Source organism: Yersinia canariae (genome assembly GCF_009831415.1).
Taxonomy (GTDB): Bacteria; Pseudomonadota; Gammaproteobacteria; order Enterobacterales; family Enterobacteriaceae; genus Yersinia; species Yersinia canariae.
Genome location: NZ_CP043727.1, coordinates 3,569,837 through 3,587,578, shown reverse-complemented (window position 1 = coordinate 3,587,578; position 17,742 = coordinate 3,569,837). Strand labels below are relative to the sequence as shown.

The following is a 17,742-nucleotide window of genomic DNA, read 5'->3' as shown; positions in this document are numbered from 1 at the left end:
ATTTAACCTGCGTTTGCATCAGTATTAACCCGCATTTGCATGAACAATATCGCCAATCATTTGATTAACCGGCGCTAAATCCAGGGACAGCGCGTGGGTGACAAATGCAGGTTCTTTACGCACGTTTTGCGCTAATACTGGGCCGTCGGGATTGGCGGTATCCACTCGCACTGTGGTCGATAGACCAATGCGCAGCGGATGTTCAGCCAGTTGTTTGGCATCTAGCTCAATACGAACCGGCAAACGCTGAACCACTTTAATCCAGTTACCGGTGGCATTTTGGGCGGGTAACAGTGAGAAGGCGCTGCCCGTCCCCATATCCAGGCCCACAACTTTGCCTTGGAAAACAACATCATTGCCATAGAAATCGGTCACCACAGTAGCGGATTGGCCGATACGCATATTGTCTAACTGCGTTTCTTTAAAGTTGGCGTCAATCCACATTTCATTCGCAGGAATAACGGCCATTAGTGGCGCGCCGTTGGCTATTTTGGCCCCGACTTGCACACTTCGGCGTGAGACATAACCGGTAATTGGACTGACAACTTTAGTGCGTTGCAGGGCGAGCCAGGCATCGCGCAACTTGGCAGCCGCTTGCTCAACAGCCGGTTGTTTCTCCAGTGGTGTATCAAGAACCAGCGCCTGATTGGCATTATACTGTGCAATCGCCACATCCAATGATGCTTGCGCGGCGTCTACTGCATCACGGGCGTGTTGCAGCTCTTCACGGCCAATTGCATCAACAGAACCCAGCACCACACGGCGCTTTAGGTCATTTTGTGCTTTACTCAGCTCCGTTTTTTTCAGGGCAATATTGGCCTGATACTGTTTGCTGTTAATCATGAGCTGGTGGGTTTGGCGCACACTGTTTGCCAATGCGGTTTTTGCTTGCTCATAGGCCTGTTCGGCGTCTGTCGGGTCGAGGGCCAGCAGGACATCACCACTTTTGACCAAGTCAGTGTTTTCAAAGTTAACACTGACAACACTGCCAGGAACTTGCGACATGATTTGGACTTGGTTGCCTGAAACATAAGCATTATCAGTCTCTTGGTGATGACGTAGCACCAGGAACCAATAAATAAGATAAGCCACCCCAATAATGATAAAAATAACCGTCAGTAAGAGAAGTACGCGTTTACGTTGCTTCTTTTTATTCTGCGGTTGTTGCGGCACTTGAGCTTCCGCGCTTGCACTCATGGTGTTCTCCACGCTTGATTTTATATTGTTTTATTTTGTGAACCATCACTGACGGGAGCCTGATAGCCACCTCCGAGTGATCGGATCAAACCAATCTTGGCCTGCAATAAATTATTGCTGGCGCTAAGTTCTGATTGCTGCTGTTGTAGATATTGCGACTGGCTAATTAACAGTTCGTCCCGACCAATAATCCCCGTTTTATAACGCGCGTCAGCAACACCATAAACTTTCTGCATAGATTGCGACGCTGATATAGCTTGTTGCAGTTGGAGTTGGCTGCTTTGTTGGATGGTGATGGCATCCGCAGTTTCTCGCACGGCATTGAGGATAGTTTGGTTGTAAGATTCAACCGCTTCGTCATAAAGGGCTGATTCTTCTCCTAATTTACTGCGTAACGCACCCGCGTGGAAAACAGGCAATGAGATTGCAGGTGCAAAGTTCCATGCTTGACTGGCCGCCTCTAACAGATTGGGGTTTGTGCCCCGGAAGTTAGTGGTCGAGAAACCGGCAAATCCAGTAATTGATAAGCTGGGATAAAATTCTTTGCGCGCCGCTTTAACCCGCTGGTCATAAGATTCAACGAGCTGGCGTTGTGCTGTGATATCCGGACGCTGGCCCAGTAAATCCGTGGTCAACTCCCCTTTAGGGGCCAGGCGGGTGATATCTGGCAAGGGCACCGGACGCAGATTTTGTGTCGCACTTGGGCCTTGGCCTGTCAGGGCCGCCAACTGATGTTTTAGCTGTTCACCTTGAGATTTCAGTTGGATAATTTGCTGCTTGGCAGTATCGGCCTGAGCTTGTGTTTGCTGTGGAATTTCAATGCTATAGATGCCTGCCTGATATTGCTTGGTACGCAATTCAGCCAAACTGTCATTATTATCGACTTCCTGCTGCAACACATTTTGCAGGGCAAAATTGCTTTGTAGCTGGTAATAAACAGAGGCAACCGAGCTGGTCAATGTCAGTGCAGCCTGCTGCTGTTCTGCCCGAGCAGCATTAACCTGCGCATTGGCAGCATTGACCCGATTGCGGTATTTACCCCACCAATCAAACTCGTAGCTAAGATTCAGGCCAAGGGTATTGGCGGTTTCATACAATGGTTTATTGGGATAAGACTGCAAGAACGGTTGCAGTGTGTTTTGCGACATCTTTTCCCGATTACTGCTGCCGTAGAGGTCCAGATTAGGGCCATTAGCCGCATCCGCCTGACCCATCACGCTTTGTGCTTCACGTACCCGTGCCGCCGCTTGTTTTAGCGAAGGTGAGGTTTGTAAACTTTGAGTCATCAAAGCATCAAGTTGGGGATCTTCCAGTACCCGCCACCACTGAGGGCTTAGCGCCAACGAACTGACTTTAGGCTGTGCCAATTGCAGTTGTTGGTTATCCAGCATTTGAGACTGAGGAGCAATATTATCGCTTGAGGCGCAGCCCGCCAGTAATAAAACGGCGAACAAGGGCGTGACTCTCCAGCTATGTGGGGATAGCATAGTTATGTACCTGGATATACCCGTCATACTTCAAGTTGCATGTGTTGGCTGCTCTTTCACCCGAATCATTGACTGGCTGTCAATTGATCGGAATTCATTCGCTTGTCGCCTTCCTGCAACTCGAATTATTTAGGGGCTAGATATGTTGGAATTACTGTTCTGGTATTTCCATTTGGTCTAATCGGGTCAGTAACTTGCGCGTCAGCGTTTCAAGCTGTTGCTGCTCGTGGGCGTCCAGTGTTGACCAAAGAAAATGCAGACACTTATGTTGTGGGGGAAGCAGCTGATTTAAAAACTCAACACCCGCTTCGGTCAGATGTAAATGCAAACAACGCCGGTCATTATGGCTTTCGCGGCGCTCAATCCAGCCTTTCTTTTCCAACTCGTCAGCAATCCGGGTGGCATTGGTTCGCGAAGACCCCAGCGCGGCACTGAGCTCTGACGGCTGAATACTGTGGCTCTCTTGTGCTTCCAGCGTAATTAGCGCCATAAACAGGGTTTCGTTAATTCCTTGTGCTTTCAGCATCTTATTGCGGTTTTCCAGCAATTTACTGTGCATATGCATACATAAGCGCGTCAGCAGAATTTCTTGGTAAGGGAAATTCTTCTGGCGTTTAGCACGAGAATTAAGCATCTGTTCTATGGGACTAAAGGAACTTTCCATTATAAGGAGCCTCATTAATTTCAAATGGTACAGTAACGGTAGTGACTAATAATGTAAACGGGTTAATAACAGAAAAATTTAGCAATTAGTGTTATTCAGTCACTGTGTGTGAGTAATTAGTATTATTAATTGTAAGGATATTGTGTTTTAGCTCACAATTCAGGCAAATTGTTACGCTAAAAGCATTATTAATTTGAATGTCAGGCCGTAGCTGAGTGCGCCCAGTAACGTGGCGAAGATAATACTGTTAGTTTTATAAAAGCACCCACAAATAACCAAAAAACCAATAAGTGTAGGAATTAATTTCTGTGGGTTATGCATAATCTCCGGTGTACTGGAAACCACTAATAAGGCACAAATAGAGGCGATGCCGATGCTGTCGAGTAACAGGGAGAGTTTGCCTCGTTGCAGGCCCGCTTGTTTGCGCGCTGGCCCAAGTCGCAGCGGCAAATAACGAAACAGATAATTTACTGTTCCCACCACCAAACCAATAATTAAAACATCCATATTCATGGTTTCTGCTCCTCTGAATCCGTCTCTTGGGGATCGATGAGGTCATCGCGAGCAGGCTGGAGTAAGGTCGCCAGACATCCGCCCCCAATACCGGCCAAAATAGCCACCGGAATAGAGAACAACAACACGCCGAGCAAAGCGCCCGTTAGCGAGGCAATAACAGTCAGGCTGTATTGGCGTTTAAACGCCGCCAACAGGAAACTGAGAAATAGCGCGGGTAACATAAAGGAAAGAGAAGCTTCAATTGCCGGGTAATTCTCTAGCGGGCCATTGCCAAACATCGCCCCGATAGCGGTGCCCGCAACCCAAGATAACCAAGAAGTGAGCGCGATGCCGAGCATCCAATTCTCGCTCCAGCGCCGTTGGTCTTTCATGAGTTTGGTGGTCGCGGCGGCAAACACTTCATCTGTCAGGCCAAAGGCCCAAAGGGCGGTTTTTTTTCCGGACATCTTAGTGACAATGCGGTGTTTCAGTGCCGGCCCGTACAAGATATGGCGGATATCCATTGCCATCACGGTCAATGCTGAAACCCACAATGACATCCCCGCGCTGAGCAGGGCGGTGATAACAAATTGGCTGGCTCCGGCATAAATGATGCAAGAGAAGAAAATACCTTCCCACGGGGTAAAGCCCAGTTTTACCGAACTCAAACCAAAGGCGAAAGCCACAGGTAAATAACCGATAACAATGGGGAGGCTGTCAGTTATTCCTTCAGTGAATGTAGCTGTCGACTGAGTCGTCGAGGGGGAGTCGGTGATTTGGCTTTGCATAGAGTCAACTATTGATAATTTGGGTTATATATCCGTCATGCTTCGAGCTGCATGTGTGTTGGCTGCCTTTGCTCACCCCAGTCACTTACTAATGTAAGCTCCTGGGGATTGACTCAGTTGCCGCTTTCCTGCAACTCGAATTATTTAGGGTAAAGTATAAAGTTAAGTAACATTACCAGAGTGGTAATTGTCTTAATACCCTATAACCCAAATTTATATCTCAATTGATTATTAGTTAGCTAACTAATCAAGATCACTCGACGGGGAGATTTGCCGGGGGATCAAATCGTTTACCCACCAACCAGGTTGCCATGTTCAAAATACACAGCACCAGCCCGGCGATTGCCACGCCATACCAGCCCGCATGCTGATAGGCGGCGGCTGAAATCAGGGAACCTAATGCGCCGCCAATAAAGTAAGTGGTCATATAGCCCGCAGTTAAGCGATTTCGGGCCTCTGGCATCATACGGTATATCACACTCTGATTGGTGACATGCACCGCTTGGACAGCAAGGTCTAACACGATAATCCCAATAATCAGCGCCATGATGGAATGCTGCCCCAAAGCTATGGGAATCCATGACAACAGCAATAATACCAAGCCGACGCTGGTGGTGATGCGGGCTTTTCCTTTATCTGCCAGTTGGCCTGCTTTGGTGGCCATTAATGCCCCCGCCGCCCCTACCAGGCCAAATAGCCCGATAGCCGCTTCTGAATAGCCAAAAGGTGGCGACGCCAGCAGGAAAGCCATTGACGTCCACAAGACACTGAAGTTGGCAAATGACAGTGCGCCAAGTAAGGCGCGGGTGCGCAGCACCGGAGTGCGGATAAATAAAGAAAATATTGAGCCGAGCAACTGACCATAATTGAGGCCGGAATGTTGCTTATAACGCGGCAGATAGCGCCATAGAATCAACGCCATGATTATCATCAACACACTGGCAACCCAATAAATGGTACGCCAGCCACCAATAGAAGCCAATGCGCCCGCCACAGTTCGTGCCAGCAAAATACCCAGCAATAAGCCGCTCATGATAATGCCGACTACTTTGCCGCGTTTTTCTGGGGCCGCCAGTGTGGCGGCTAAGGGCACCAGTAATTGCGCCACGACAGAGAACAAGCCGGTGAGGGCGGTGCCGACAATCATCATGGTGAGATTTTGCGACATGGCCGTAATCAGCATCCCGCCCGCCGCCAGCAAGGTCATACCGACAATCAACCCGCGCCGTTCAAACATATCCCCTAAAGGAACCAAAAACATTAACCCAACCGCATAACCTAACTGGGCGGCGGTGACGATAAAACCGGCCTGATTGACCGAAAGATTAAAAGCTTGAGCGATAGTTTCCAACAATGGCTGAGCATAATAGTTACTGGCAACCGCCAGCCCGGTAGCGACCGACATCAATACAATCAATGCCGGACTTAAGCCAACGTGTTCGGTTTTTTGTGTCATAAGGAATTATTCTGAATTGATAAGAGTGACAGTATTAGATAAATAAGAATGATAAACCAATGTATAATTTTCATTTGATTAATCTCATTTCGAGATAGATAAATGAATCTCAAACAAATCCGTTATGCACTGGCGGTGGCGGAAACGCAGAGTTTTACTCAGGCGGCAAAGGCATGTCATACCGTGCAATCGGCACTGAGTCACCAGATAGCCCGGCTGGAGGAATCTCTGGGTTGCACACTGTTTGAACGCACTTCACGTCGGGTGACTCTGACACCTGCGGGACAGGCATTTATCCTGCCAGCGCAACGATTATTAGCCGCTCAGCAGCAGTTGCGCGATGAAGTGACTGCCGCCAGTGGGAATGTTACCGGCACCTTGACGATAGGCACTATCTCAACGTTAAACGCGATAGATTTAACCGAAACGTTGGGGGAGTTTAATCGTTGCTATCCAGCGGTAAATATTCGGTTGTATGTCGGCATGAGTGAGACTTTGCTGGAAGATACCCGAGCACAAAAGACAGATGTCGGTTTTGTGGGGATTTGGCCGGGTGATAAGAGTCTGTTACCGCTTTCTCATTATCAGTTAATGGATGAGCCCTTGGTGGCGCTGGTCTCTCCCTCCCATGAATTGGCGCAGCAACTGAGTGTGAATTTGCAGCGTTTAGCAAGTGTGCCATTGGTGGATTTTTACAGTGGTACAGGGGCCAGGCGGCAGACGGACCGAGCATTTCAGGCCGCAGGTATTAAGCGACATGTGAATTTCGAGATTGATCATATCGAGTGGCTGGAGAATTTGGTCCGGCGTGGTTTAGCCGCGGGAATTGTGCCAATTTCTACCGCCCAGCGTTTGGCATCCTTAGTCGCAATCCCTATTGATGATGGTCCACGGCGTCAGGTTTACTGTGTGTGGGGCGCACCGCTAAGTGTTGCCGCCGAACGCTTTTTACAATTTAGTGGTATTAAAGTGGAATAGTGACTCCATCTGGGATGAATTGCGCCAGTGTAGAATATTCCGCTGGGGCGACTTTAGCCTAATTAGCATTAATATGACGGGCAATATTCACTAAAAAAATGAACAACATCATATTGCCATTCGGCGTGTTATTAATGCGGTGAAATTACCGCACATTTTTTCATCCGCAACCCGCTGAAATTAAGATGATTTATATCCTCAGCTAATGGTTTGTAGGAAATATTTTACTGATTTATATAAGAATGGAGATTTTCTATGGCGGCAATAAATCCTAACCCATTGTTTAGTCAGATCAATCCGCCAGCACGGTTATTGATGGGGCCGGGGCCTATCAATGCTGATCCGCGAGTATTGCGCGCGATGTCTAGCCCGCTAATCGGGCAATATGACCCGGCGATGACAGATTATATGAATCAGGTTATGGCGCTGTATCGCGGTGTTTTTCGCACTGAAAATCTGTGGACGATGCTAGTCGATGGCACATCTCGCGCGGGTATAGAGGCAGTTTTGCTGTCCTCCATTCGCCCTGGTGATAAAGTGCTGGTGCCGATTTTTGGTCGCTTTGGTCATCTGTTATGTGAAATTGCCCGCCGTTGTCGTGCTGAGGTCCATATCATTGAAGTGCCGTGGGGCGAAGTATTCACCCCGGATATGATTGAGGATGCTATCAAGAAAGTACGCCCGCGCCTGCTGTTGACGGTACAGGGCGATACCTCGACTACCATGTTGCAGCCGCTGGCTGAATTGGGCGAGATTTGCCGCCGTCACCAAGTGCTGTTTTATACTGATGCCACGGCATCATTAGGTGGGAACGTGTTGGAAACGGATGCCTGGGGGCTGGATGCAGTCTCGGCTGGGCTGCAAAAGTGCCTTGGTGGGCCATCCGGCAGTTCTCCGCTGACACTCAGCCCACAACTTGCCGAGCAAATCCGACGCCGTCAATGTATTGAGCAGGGGATCCGCACGGAAGATCATGCTGATGGCGACGAAGAGATTATCTATTCCAATTACTTTGATTTGGGCATGATCATGGATTATTGGGGGCCGGAGCGCCTGAATCATCATACTGAGGCGACCAGTATGTTGTTTGCTGCCCGAGAGTGTGCGCGAGTGATATTAGAAGAAGGTTTAGAGAAGGGTATTGCTCGCCATGCTTTGCACGGCGCGGCATTGCTGGCGGGGATTCAGGGCATGGGGCTTGCCGTGTTTGGCGACATGAAGCACCGGATGAACAATGTGCTGGGGGTGGTTATTCCGGTAGGAATTGCTGGTGAGCAAGTGCGGCAATTGATGCTGAATGATTTTGGTATTGAAATTGGGACTTCATTCGGGCCGCTGAATGGCAAAATTTGGCGCATAGGGACAATGGGGTATAACGCGCGCAAAGATTGCGTCATGCAAACATTGGCGGCACTGGAAGCTGTATTGAATCGGTTAGGATTTGCCACTGTTCAGGGCGCAGGGCTGCAAGCCGCGTGGGATATTTATCAGGCTCAATAGCACGAAGTGAGCTGATGGCTGTGGCACGCCGTGGGCGGGTGTTGGCCGCAGCGAGAACAGACAGAGAGCAAAGACTTTGTAAACACCAGCATCCAGGTCGGTTCGAGCCGCGCCATCTCTGGCGTGGGCACTTTAACTCTCCTGCTTATTCTCACCGCGTAAGCTTATGTTATTGTTAACTTACAACAGCAAAAACTTATCGGTATCGTGGAAAGCTGGAAACTTTTCCCGATATGCTTGTAAGGCTTCCAAAGATAACTCGGCATCCAATTGTGCCGCTTGTCCCGGCGCTACTTGGGCCAAAATCTCACCTTGGGCATCCAAAATCACACTATCACCCTGATAATGATGGCCATTATCATCATCACCGACCCGATTACAACCCGCGACGTAAACTTGGTTTTCTATCGCGCGCGCCGCCAGCAAGGTTTGCCAATGTTTGGCTCGGGCTGCCGGCCAGTTAGCCACATACAGTGCTAAATCATAGTCTTGCAGGTTGCGTGACCACACAGGAAAACGCAGGTCATAACAGACTTGCGGCAGAATTCGCCAGCCGCGCCATTCTATAATTTTACGTGTTTTACCCGCCAGATAGTGATGATGTTCACCCGCCATGCGGAATAAGTGGCGCTTGTCATAGTGATGGACTTTTCCGCCCGGTTCCACTAGCAGAAAACGGTTAACCGCGCCGTCGGGCGTTTTGAGTGCCACGCTGCCGCCAATCAGGGCATCAGTGCGTGCTGACCAATGGCGCAGCCAGCCGATAACTTCAGCTTCTGGCAGCGCATTTTCAGCCGCATTCATCGCAAAACCTGTGGTAAACATTTCCGGCAGCACAATAACATCGCGCTGCTGTATGGGCTCCAGCAGCATGTCAAAGTGACGTAGATTTGCTTGCGCATCCAGCCACACCAGGGGCTGTTGCAGAAGAGTCAGTTTTAAAGTTGACACAATCGCTCCGCGGCGGCGTCCAGAGTGGCATCTTGTTTGGCGAAGCACAGCCGGATCAGTTTATGAGGGAAAGGGCCTTCGCAGAATACTGACAGAGGTATCGCGGCCACACCCACATGTTCGGTCAGCCATTTGCAGAACTCAACATCGTCGAGATCCGAAATGGCGCTGTAGTCGGCCAGTAAGAAGTAAGTTCCCTCGCTAGGCAAAATCTTAAATTGGCTGGCAGACAAAGCATTGACGAAAAGATCGCGGCGAGCACGATAGAATTCCGGCAATTGTTGCCAGTGTTCTGGCTCGGCGTTAAGCATATCCGCCAGTGCAAACTGTACCGGAGTACATACCGAAAATGTCAGATATTGATGAATTTTGCGTACTTCAGCACTGATCGTCGCAGGGGCGATGCAATAGCCCGCTTTCCAACCGGTCATATGAAAAGTTTTGCCGAAAGAGGAAACGGCAATAGCCCGCTGGCGTAATTGCGGGTGTGCCAATACGCTGGCATGGCCTGCCGCGCTGAAACAGATGTGTTCGTACACTTCATCACTGAGAACATAAATATTGCGCTCAGCAATCACTTGCCACAATTGCTCAAAATCTTCTGCGCGCCACACGGTCGCCGATGGGTTATGCGGCGTATTCACAATCACCAATCGGGTACGTTCAGATATCAGATCAGCAAACTCAGCCCAGTCGGTAGTGAACGCCGGAGGTTTGAGCGCAATGCGCTTGAGTATGCCGCCGGCCAGTTTCACTACTGGGGCATAGCTGTCGTAGCTGGGATCAAAGCAAATGACTTCGTCGCCTGGGCGCACCAGTGCGGTAATCGCGGCAAATAAAGCTTCACTGGCCCCGGTGGTGACAGTGACTTCGCTGTCAGCATCGGGTTTCCAACCATAGGTTTTAGCCGTTTTATCGGCGATAGCATTGCGCAGTGACGCCACCCCTGTCATGGGGGCATATTGGTTTGCGCCTTGGCTAACATGGTAGGCTAATCGTTGCTTTAGATAATCAGGGCCATCGAAATCTGGGAAGCCCTGTGACAGGTTAATTGCTTGATACTTTTGCGCTAATGCACTCATTTGCGTAAAGATTGTGGTGCCCTGTGCGGGTAATTTACTGTCTGGAATAAAAGATAAAGTGCTCATGGCGGGTGAATACTCCTCGCGCTGTATGTTGCCGTCAATATAACACGATGTTAAGATTTGGCAATCAAGACGCTTAGATGTTTAAACGGCTAAATGACGTTATTTGCTAAGCATAGATAAAATTGTGCTAATGATTTTTTTGCGCAAATAAATGTCGTCAGGTTGATTGCGGTGGCAACATGCCATGGCACAGCAACACCACAACAGGGATATGCAATGACAGAAAATGTACAACTCGGCGCGCTGCTAGCCGCCTGCCACTGGATTGGTGAGAAGGGCTGGTGCCCGGCGACTGGCGGTAATATGTCCCTGCGGCTGGACTCGGCTCAATGTTTGGTTACCGAGTCGGGCAAAGATAAAGGGAGTCTGACGGCAGATGATTTTTTGCTGGTGGAGACGGCCAATAACCATGTGCCCAGCGGGCGTACACCCTCGGCGGAAACCGGTCTGCATACTTTGCTTTATCGTCTGTATCCAGAAATCAATGCGGTCTTACATACTCACTCGGTGAATGCTACCGTGCTATCACGAGTAGAGCGTGGCAATGAGTTGGTGTTGCAAGGCTATGAAATGCAAAAATCGCTTTCTGGGCAACGCAGTCACCTTGATAGCGTGGTGATCCCTATTTTCGATAATGATCAGGATATTCCTGCTTTAGTACAACGGGTTACGGCATTGGCTGATAATAATCCATTGCGTTACGGTTTCCTGGTTCGTGGCCATGGTTTGTACTGCTGGGGCAATAGCGTGTCTGAAGCTCGCCGCCATTTGGAAGGGCTGGAGTTTCTGTTCCAGTGTGAACTGCAACGCCGCCTATTGGATGTCAATTATCAAGCGGAGGCAAAATGATCCAGGCAATAGTCACTGATATTGAAGGCACCACGACCGACATCCGATTTGTCCATCAAGTGCTTTTCCCCTATGCCCGTGAGCGGCTGACATCTTTCTTACGTGAGCATCAACAGGATGAAGACGTTGCCACCGCATTGTTGGGGCTACGCGGTGAAATTGAAAAACCGAATGCGGATATTGAAACGCTGATTACCACTTTGCACCGTTTTATGGATGAAGATCGCAAATCCACTGCGTTAAAAGCCATTCAGGGGATTATTTGGCGTAGCGGCTATCTGCAAGGGGATTTTCGCGGTCATTTGTATTCTGATGTTGCCCCGCAACTGACGAATTGGCAGCAGCAGGGGCTGGGGCTGTATGTCTATTCATCCGGCTCGGTTGATGCCCAGAAATTATTGTTTGGCTACAGTGATGCGGGCGATTTACGGCCATTATTTAGCGGTTATTTTGACACTCATGTTGGGGCGAAGCGCGAAGTGAGCGCTTACCAGAATATAGCCAATCGGTTGGCCATTGCGCCGGCAGCATTACTGTTTTTGTCCGATATTCGCCAGGAATTGGATGCTGCACAGCTTGCCGGTTGGCAAACTTGCCAGTTGATTCGCGACCTTCCCGATAGCGAAAGCCGTCATCCCCAAGTCAACCGTTTTGATCAGATAGACATAGAGGATTTTACAGCATGAGCGGATTAACCATTTTTAGTGATGAACAGCCAGAACAGCCGCTGTGGCAAAGCCGCGATGCTGAAGAAATTCAGCAACAATTGACCGCCATTGGCGTGCGATTTGAGCGCTGGCAGGCAGATCACGAGTTAGGCGAGAACCCACAGCCGGATGCAGTGATTGCAGCTTATCAGCATGAAATTGACCGATTAGTGGCAGAAAAAGGCTATCAGAGTTGGGATGTGATCAGCATGCGCCCTGATAATGCGCAGCGGGAAGTGTTGCGCGAAAAATTCTTATCGGAGCATACCCATGGTGAAGATGAGGTGCGTTTCTTCGTGGAAGGAACGGGGCTATTTTGCTTGCATCTGAAAGGCAAAATTTACCAGATTCTTTGCGAAAAGAATGATTTGCTATCAGTGCCAGCCAATACGCCCCATTGGTTTGATATGGGGTCTCAACCGAATTTTACTGCTATTCGCGTATTTGATAACCCAGAGGGGTGGGTCGCGCATTTTACCGGCGATAAAATTGCTGATGTTTACCCGCGCTTAGATTAATCCCCTCGGGCTTCAAGCTACAGGGGCTTAGTCATCCGAATCATTGACTTATGTAAGATCATCGGGAGCCGTGCCCTTGCTGCTTTCCTGCGATTATGCTAATTCTTCGGTTGGAAGAAGCCTGCGGCGACTTGTTCTGGCGTAATAACGCCGCTGTCTAATACCCAGCCAGTGATTAATGCGGCTGGGGTGACATCAAACGCCGGGTTATACACCGGGGCATCTTCTGGTGCCCATTGGCAGTGACCAAAACTCCCAGATATCCCTTTGACTTCACTGGCATTTCGTTGCTCTATGGGGATGGCCGCGCCATTTGGGCAGTCCGGGTCATGGGTGGTATGTGGTGCGGCCACGTAGAATGGAATGCGGTGATAATGCGCCAATACCGCCAAACTGTAGGTGCCAATTTTATTCGCGACATCGCCATTCGCGGCAATGCGATCAGCCCCAACCCAGATAGCATCGACTTTGCCTTGGGCCATTAAGCTGGCGGCCATCGAATCACAAATCAATTGATAGGGAATGCCCAATTCGCCCAGTTCCCAGGCTGTTAAACGGCCACCTTGCAGCAGGGGGCGGGTTTCATCGACCCAGACCTGTCTTATCTTGCCTTGCTGATGAGCGCGTAGTAATACGCCGATGGCCGTACCAATACCCGCGGTGGCTAGCCCCCCGGTGTTACAGTGAGTCAGCAAATTGCTGCCGGGTTTGACCAATTTTGCTCCCTGCTGGGCGATACGCTCACATAATTCGCGGTCTTCTGCTACCAGACGCAACGCTTCGTGAACCATGGCTTCGACCCAATTGGCTTGCAATAACGCCTGCTGCATCCGCGCCAAATTATTCATCAAATTCACCGCCGTCGGGCGTGATTCCCGCAAGGCAATCAGGGCTTGTTCAAGCTGAGCTTGCGATAAGCCGCGCTCTGCCAGCAAAGCCAACAGCAGGCTGGCTGATAAGCCAATCAATGGCGCACCGCGCACGCGCAGCGCTTGAATATGCTCAATCAGTAATTCTACCGTATCGGCAGATAGCCATTCCTGGCGCTGTGGCAAGGCCTGTTGGTCCAGTATCCACAGCTGGCCATCGGCAATTTTCAAACTGGTTGTTTGTAATCGATTAATTTGTAATTGATTACTGTGAAAATCGGGTGTGTTAAACGTCTGCATTGTCAGTTAAATCCATGTTGCGTTATTGCATCTGGTTTCTTATTCTGCCAACATATCTTACGGATGTGTAGACGTCTATATGGTTTTACGCCTAAATACGGAATTTTTTGCTCGAACAGGGAATAATTTCACGGCTAAGCAAATGGTTGGCGGTGAGTGAATCAGAATCAGATAAAGAACAAAGAGGTTGAAGATGTCGCGCTACCATACATTTACTGCTGCGGATGCTGTTGAATATGCTCGCCAATATGGTCAAGTAGCTGATCCGCGGGCCTTGGTGACGGCCGATGAAATTGGAGATGGAAATCTCAATCTGGTGTTTAAAATCCGTGATACAGCCGGGATTAGCCGAGTGATTGTCAAACAAGCACTGCCTTATGTGCGCTGCGTGGGCGAATCCTGGCCACTCACTTTGGATCGCGCCAGAATTGAAGCTGAAACTCTGCTGACACACCGCCAATTTTGCCCCCAACATACGGTTAATGTTCTGCATCACGATGCAGAATTAGCGGTGATGGTGCAGGAAGATTTATCCGACCACCAAATCTGGCGCAGTGAATTGGTGAAGGGAAAATACTATCCTCAGGCCGCGGGGCAATTGGCGGAATATTTAGCACAAACCTTATTTCATACCTCCGATTTTTATCAGTCAGCTCAAGCTAAAAAGGCCGCAGTTAGCCGCTACACCAACCCAGAATTATGCCAAATCACCGAAGATTTATTCTTTACTGATCCCTATATTGATCATGAACGCAATAACTTTGACCCGGCGCTATTACCAGACGTGCTGGTATTACGTCAGGATATTGCACTCAAATTAGCTGTCGCTTCGCTAAAGCACCGTTTTTTGAGCAAGGCCGAAGCATTGCTGCACGGCGATATTCACAGTGGTTCAATTTTTGTTTCAAAGGGGCGTCTGATAGCCATTGATGCCGAGTTTGGTTTCTATGGCCCGATTGGTTTTGATGTCGGTACGGCACTGGGCAATTTGCTGCTTAATTACTGCGGTTTACCGGGGTTAGCTGGCCCACGAGACGCGGCTGCTGGTCGTGAACAGCGTTTGGAAGATATCCATATTCTGTGGAACATCTTTGCCAGCCGTTTTCTGGCATTAAGCGAGGAAAAAACGCAAGATTCGGCTCTGGCAACCGCAGGTTATGCGCAGCTATTTTTACAGCAAGTTTGGCAAGATGCCGTGGGGTATTGTGGCTGTGAATTAATTCGGCGCACCATTGGGTTAGCCCATGTGGCTGATCTGGATAGCATTGCTGATGATGAAATGCGCAGGGCATGCCAGCGCCATGCTTTGAGTTTAGGACGTACTTTGATATTAGCGGTATCACATATTGATACTATTGATGATTTAATTGCTCGTATTCGGCAAAATGGATAGTGAAATTACTTATCTTGATGCGATAGATTAATAATGATTGCAATATAGTAACCCCGTAAGTAATGCGGGGTTTTTTATTATATAAGTTACTATTGCGTATTTTGTTTATTATTAGAGGCGGCGTCGCAAATACTTTACTGAATTATGGGTGTTTAGGCTAATTTGAAATGCAATTAATGTTTTTTGTTGTTGCTGTTATTTTTATTTTCTACTTACTATTTTTGTTGCTTTTAATTCTAGTTGGTATTATTTGTGCTGAGAGCGTTATTTTAATGTATATATTTCATATAATTATGTAATTACCAGTCTATTTATATAAAACAAAGCCAATTTAATTATTTATCTGTATGGGATGTTATTATAATTTCATGTCAACTATGATATATCTACCATAAATAACTATTTGTTATAAATATGAAGTGGCTATTAGTCTGAAGCTACAGAGGGCGATTTTTAGTATTTGTATTTATTATGTGTGTTACACCCTGTTTAATTCTATTTAATATTTTAATAAAGACATTACTTGATAACTAAAATTTAATCCTATGCCAGTGTTAAATAGCTAAGGTTTTTTATTCAAACTGGCGTTATCACCATGCTAAGCAGGCGTATTTTATGCGACATTTTTATTATCCAGAAAAATCACAGTATCAGACTAAATTGAGCTTCCAAGGAATTATATCGACCCTTTTTTTTTGCTCACAGGTAGTTGCCGCCCCTCAGGTAATCAATGTACCGAATGCAGGTACGATTAGTAACGAAATACAGCAAACAATGCAGGAGCCATTACGTGCGCCACAGCAAGCTGAAATCAAGCTTTCGCCTTTGGTTCCCTCCTTATCATCCGGCCGCTCCACAGCGGAGAAGAAAATCATTTTACGAGAGGTTAGATTCGAGGGCGAAACACTGTTATTACCACCCAGTAATAGAAATAATAAAGCGCTACAAGCCGTTATTACCCCTTGGTTGGGGCAGAAATTAACTTTTAATGATTTACAAACTATGACGTTAGCAGTAACTCGCTTTTATCGACAACAAGGATTTATTGCCGCACAAGCAATATTGCCACCACAAACTATCCGTGAAGGTATCGTCATCGTCCGTATTCTTCCCGGCAGGTTAGATAAACCGGAAGTCAATAATCAGAGCCGGTTGAATACTGGCTTTGCTACTGCTGTGATTGAAAGTAATAGTTGCAGCAAGGCGGTAGGATTTTTGGGTGACAAAGATTGTGCCGCTTCCCCAGCTGAATTATCCCGACTGGAAAGAGCCGCCCTTATTCTTAATGACGTGCCGGGAGTTGATGCTGCTTTAGCATTAAAACCAGGAACCCAATCGGGAATGACAAGAATTTATGCTGATATTACCCCAGGCCAAGCCGTGATGGGATATATTGGTGCAGATAATCAGGGTAATGATTACTCGGGTCATAATCGGTTATTAGCAGGCAGTGTATTAAATAATATAACAGGGTGGGGCGATCAATTACGTACAGATTTGATTCTATCCAGCTCTGCCGATGTATTCAATGGCCTGTTGGACTACAATTTTCCCATTAATACTTATGGCACCCGCGCAGCGCTTAATTATAGCTACCTGGATTATACCCTTAAAGGGCCTTTCGAAATATTGAATGCTCGCGGTCATTCTAATACTTGGGGCATTAATTTTCGCCATCCATGGGTTCGTCATTCAGCAGCCCGAATTGATGTGAATGCCGGTTATTATCAGAGCAGAATGCGTGATTCACTGATTATGCTTCCGAACCAAAAACGCAATTTGAATACCAGTGAGTTTGGCATTAATGGCACTTTTACCGCACTCCCTCGTGGGCTGAGTCATTTTTATTTACTGGGCATAGCAGGCCACTTGTCATTGGATGATGAATTCAGTCAGGAAGCTAATGCTGTGACCGATATTGCCGGTACTTTTGCCCGTTTTAATTATCGTACGGGTCATGATCAGGGCTTTGGCCGTTATTTCTCTTTCTTCAATCAATTTACCGGCCAAATAGCCAGTAAGAATCTTGATAGTTCACAGAAGTTGTTATTGGGTGGGCCACTGGCGGTTCGTGCTTATGGTGTTGGTGAAGGGGCGGTGGATAAAGGCAATATTTTCACCACTGAATTACGTGCCCTTTGGCCTCCCCCATTCTCGAATTGGGCTGGTGCAGGGAATCAAATTACTTTTGCAGCATTCTTTGACCAAGGGTGGGGTTCTTATTATCGCCAGCCTATTGAAGGCCTGATGGGGAATAATATCAACCTGTCGGGCTATGGTGCCTATATCACTCTCTCCCGCCCGGTAGATTACTCCTTGAATCTGACTTGGGCGCATCGAACCGGCCAGGCGGCAACTCCTCAACCGGATAATGACCAACTTTGGCTTAGCGCTTACAAAATGTTTTAGCCCTCTATCGGCATATTTGTCAGATTTAATGGA

Annotated in this window: 16 protein-coding genes; 7 read left to right on the top strand and 9 right to left on the bottom strand. The window is 48.1% G+C overall.

Annotated elements, in window-relative coordinates; translation table 11 throughout:
* Positions 1–24: 24 nt before the first annotated feature.
* From emrA to F0T03_RS16505, 6 genes are all read right to left on the bottom strand, one after another.
* Positions 25–1,197 (bottom strand): multidrug efflux MFS transporter periplasmic adaptor subunit EmrA, encoded by a 1,173-nt coding sequence (emrA, locus tag F0T03_RS16530; protein ID WP_145556835.1) that lies wholly within the window; start codon positions 1,195–1,197, stop codon positions 25–27.
* A 20-nt stretch (positions 1,198–1,217) separates the two neighbouring features.
* Complete coding sequence (locus F0T03_RS16525; protein ID WP_159679539.1) at positions 1,218–2,684, bottom strand: efflux transporter outer membrane subunit; 1,467 nt, start codon at positions 2,682–2,684, stop codon at positions 1,218–1,220.
* Between the two features lie 151 nt (positions 2,685–2,835).
* Entirely contained in the window at positions 2,836–3,348 is a 513-nt protein-coding gene (mprA, locus tag F0T03_RS16520) for a transcriptional repressor MprA (RefSeq protein ID WP_159679537.1), read from the bottom strand.
* A 171-nt stretch (positions 3,349–3,519) separates the two neighbouring features.
* Positions 3,520–3,861 (bottom strand): L-valine transporter subunit YgaH, encoded by a 342-nt coding sequence (ygaH, locus tag F0T03_RS16515; protein ID WP_145556838.1) that lies wholly within the window; start codon positions 3,859–3,861, stop codon positions 3,520–3,522.
* Entirely contained in the window at positions 3,858–4,631 is a 774-nt protein-coding gene (locus tag F0T03_RS16510) for an AzlC family ABC transporter permease (RefSeq protein WP_159679535.1), read from the bottom strand. Before F0T03_RS16510 ends, ygaH begins: the two co-directional genes overlap by 4 nt.
* A 253-nt stretch (positions 4,632–4,884) precedes the next feature.
* A complete protein-coding gene (locus F0T03_RS16505) occupies positions 4,885–6,087 on the bottom strand; it encodes an MFS transporter (RefSeq protein ID WP_162526967.1) in 1,203 nt (400 codons plus the stop codon).
* Between the two features lie 102 nt (positions 6,088–6,189).
* Between F0T03_RS16505 and F0T03_RS16500 the strand changes: the two genes are divergently transcribed.
* On the top strand, positions 6,190–7,065 hold the full coding sequence (locus tag F0T03_RS16500) for a LysR family transcriptional regulator (protein WP_145556840.1): 876 nt from the start codon (positions 6,190–6,192) through the stop codon (positions 7,063–7,065).
* Positions 7,066–7,320: 255 nt separating this feature from the next.
* Positions 7,321–8,565, top strand: a complete 1,245-nt coding sequence (locus tag F0T03_RS16495; protein WP_159679533.1) for a pyridoxal-phosphate-dependent aminotransferase family protein — start codon at positions 7,321–7,323, stop codon at positions 8,563–8,565.
* Between the two features lie 180 nt (positions 8,566–8,745).
* Here F0T03_RS16495 and F0T03_RS16490 read toward each other — a convergent pair whose 3' ends face one another.
* Both F0T03_RS16490 and F0T03_RS16485 read right to left on the bottom strand, forming a co-directional pair.
* On the bottom strand, positions 8,746–9,516 hold the full coding sequence (locus F0T03_RS16490; protein ID WP_159679531.1) for an amidohydrolase: 771 nt from the start codon (positions 9,514–9,516) through the stop codon (positions 8,746–8,748).
* Positions 9,504–10,664 carry a pyridoxal phosphate-dependent aminotransferase gene (locus F0T03_RS16485; protein WP_159679529.1) on the bottom strand — a complete coding sequence of 387 codons (1,161 nt, stop codon included), beginning with the start codon at positions 10,662–10,664 and terminating at the stop codon, positions 9,504–9,506. Before F0T03_RS16485 ends, F0T03_RS16490 begins: the two co-directional genes overlap by 13 nt.
* Positions 10,665–10,880: 216 nt before the next feature.
* Between F0T03_RS16485 and F0T03_RS16480 the strand changes: the two genes are divergently transcribed.
* From F0T03_RS16480 to F0T03_RS16470, 3 genes are read left to right on the top strand one after another with little or no spacing between them, the layout of a single operon-like run.
* Positions 10,881–11,513, top strand: a complete 633-nt coding sequence (locus F0T03_RS16480; RefSeq protein WP_159679527.1) for a methylthioribulose 1-phosphate dehydratase — start codon at positions 10,881–10,883, stop codon at positions 11,511–11,513.
* On the top strand, positions 11,510–12,199 hold the full coding sequence (gene mtnC, locus F0T03_RS16475) for an acireductone synthase (protein WP_159679525.1): 690 nt from the start codon (positions 11,510–11,512) through the stop codon (positions 12,197–12,199). Before F0T03_RS16480 ends, mtnC begins: the two co-directional genes overlap by 4 nt.
* Positions 12,196–12,738, top strand: a complete 543-nt coding sequence (locus F0T03_RS16470) for a 1,2-dihydroxy-3-keto-5-methylthiopentene dioxygenase (protein ID WP_159679523.1) — start codon at positions 12,196–12,198, stop codon at positions 12,736–12,738. Before mtnC ends, F0T03_RS16470 begins: the two co-directional genes overlap by 4 nt.
* A gap of 98 nt (positions 12,739–12,836) precedes the next feature.
* On the opposite strand, the gene mtnA is transcribed toward F0T03_RS16470, so the two are convergent.
* The gene (gene mtnA / locus F0T03_RS16465; RefSeq protein WP_159679521.1) at positions 12,837–13,907 is read right to left on the bottom strand and encodes an S-methyl-5-thioribose-1-phosphate isomerase; all 1,071 of its coding nucleotides are present in this window, start codon (positions 13,905–13,907) and stop codon (positions 12,837–12,839) included.
* Between the two features lie 193 nt (positions 13,908–14,100).
* Between mtnA and mtnK the strand changes: the two genes are divergently transcribed.
* Together mtnK and F0T03_RS16455 are read left to right on the top strand one after the other, a co-directional pair.
* The gene (gene mtnK / locus F0T03_RS16460) at positions 14,101–15,300 is read left to right on the top strand and encodes an S-methyl-5-thioribose kinase (protein ID WP_159679519.1); all 1,200 of its coding nucleotides are present in this window, start codon (positions 14,101–14,103) and stop codon (positions 15,298–15,300) included.
* A 615-nt stretch (positions 15,301–15,915) separates the two neighbouring features.
* A complete protein-coding gene (locus F0T03_RS16455; protein WP_159679517.1) occupies positions 15,916–17,709 on the top strand; it encodes a ShlB/FhaC/HecB family hemolysin secretion/activation protein in 1,794 nt (597 codons plus the stop codon).
* Positions 17,710–17,742: the final 33 nt, after the last annotated feature.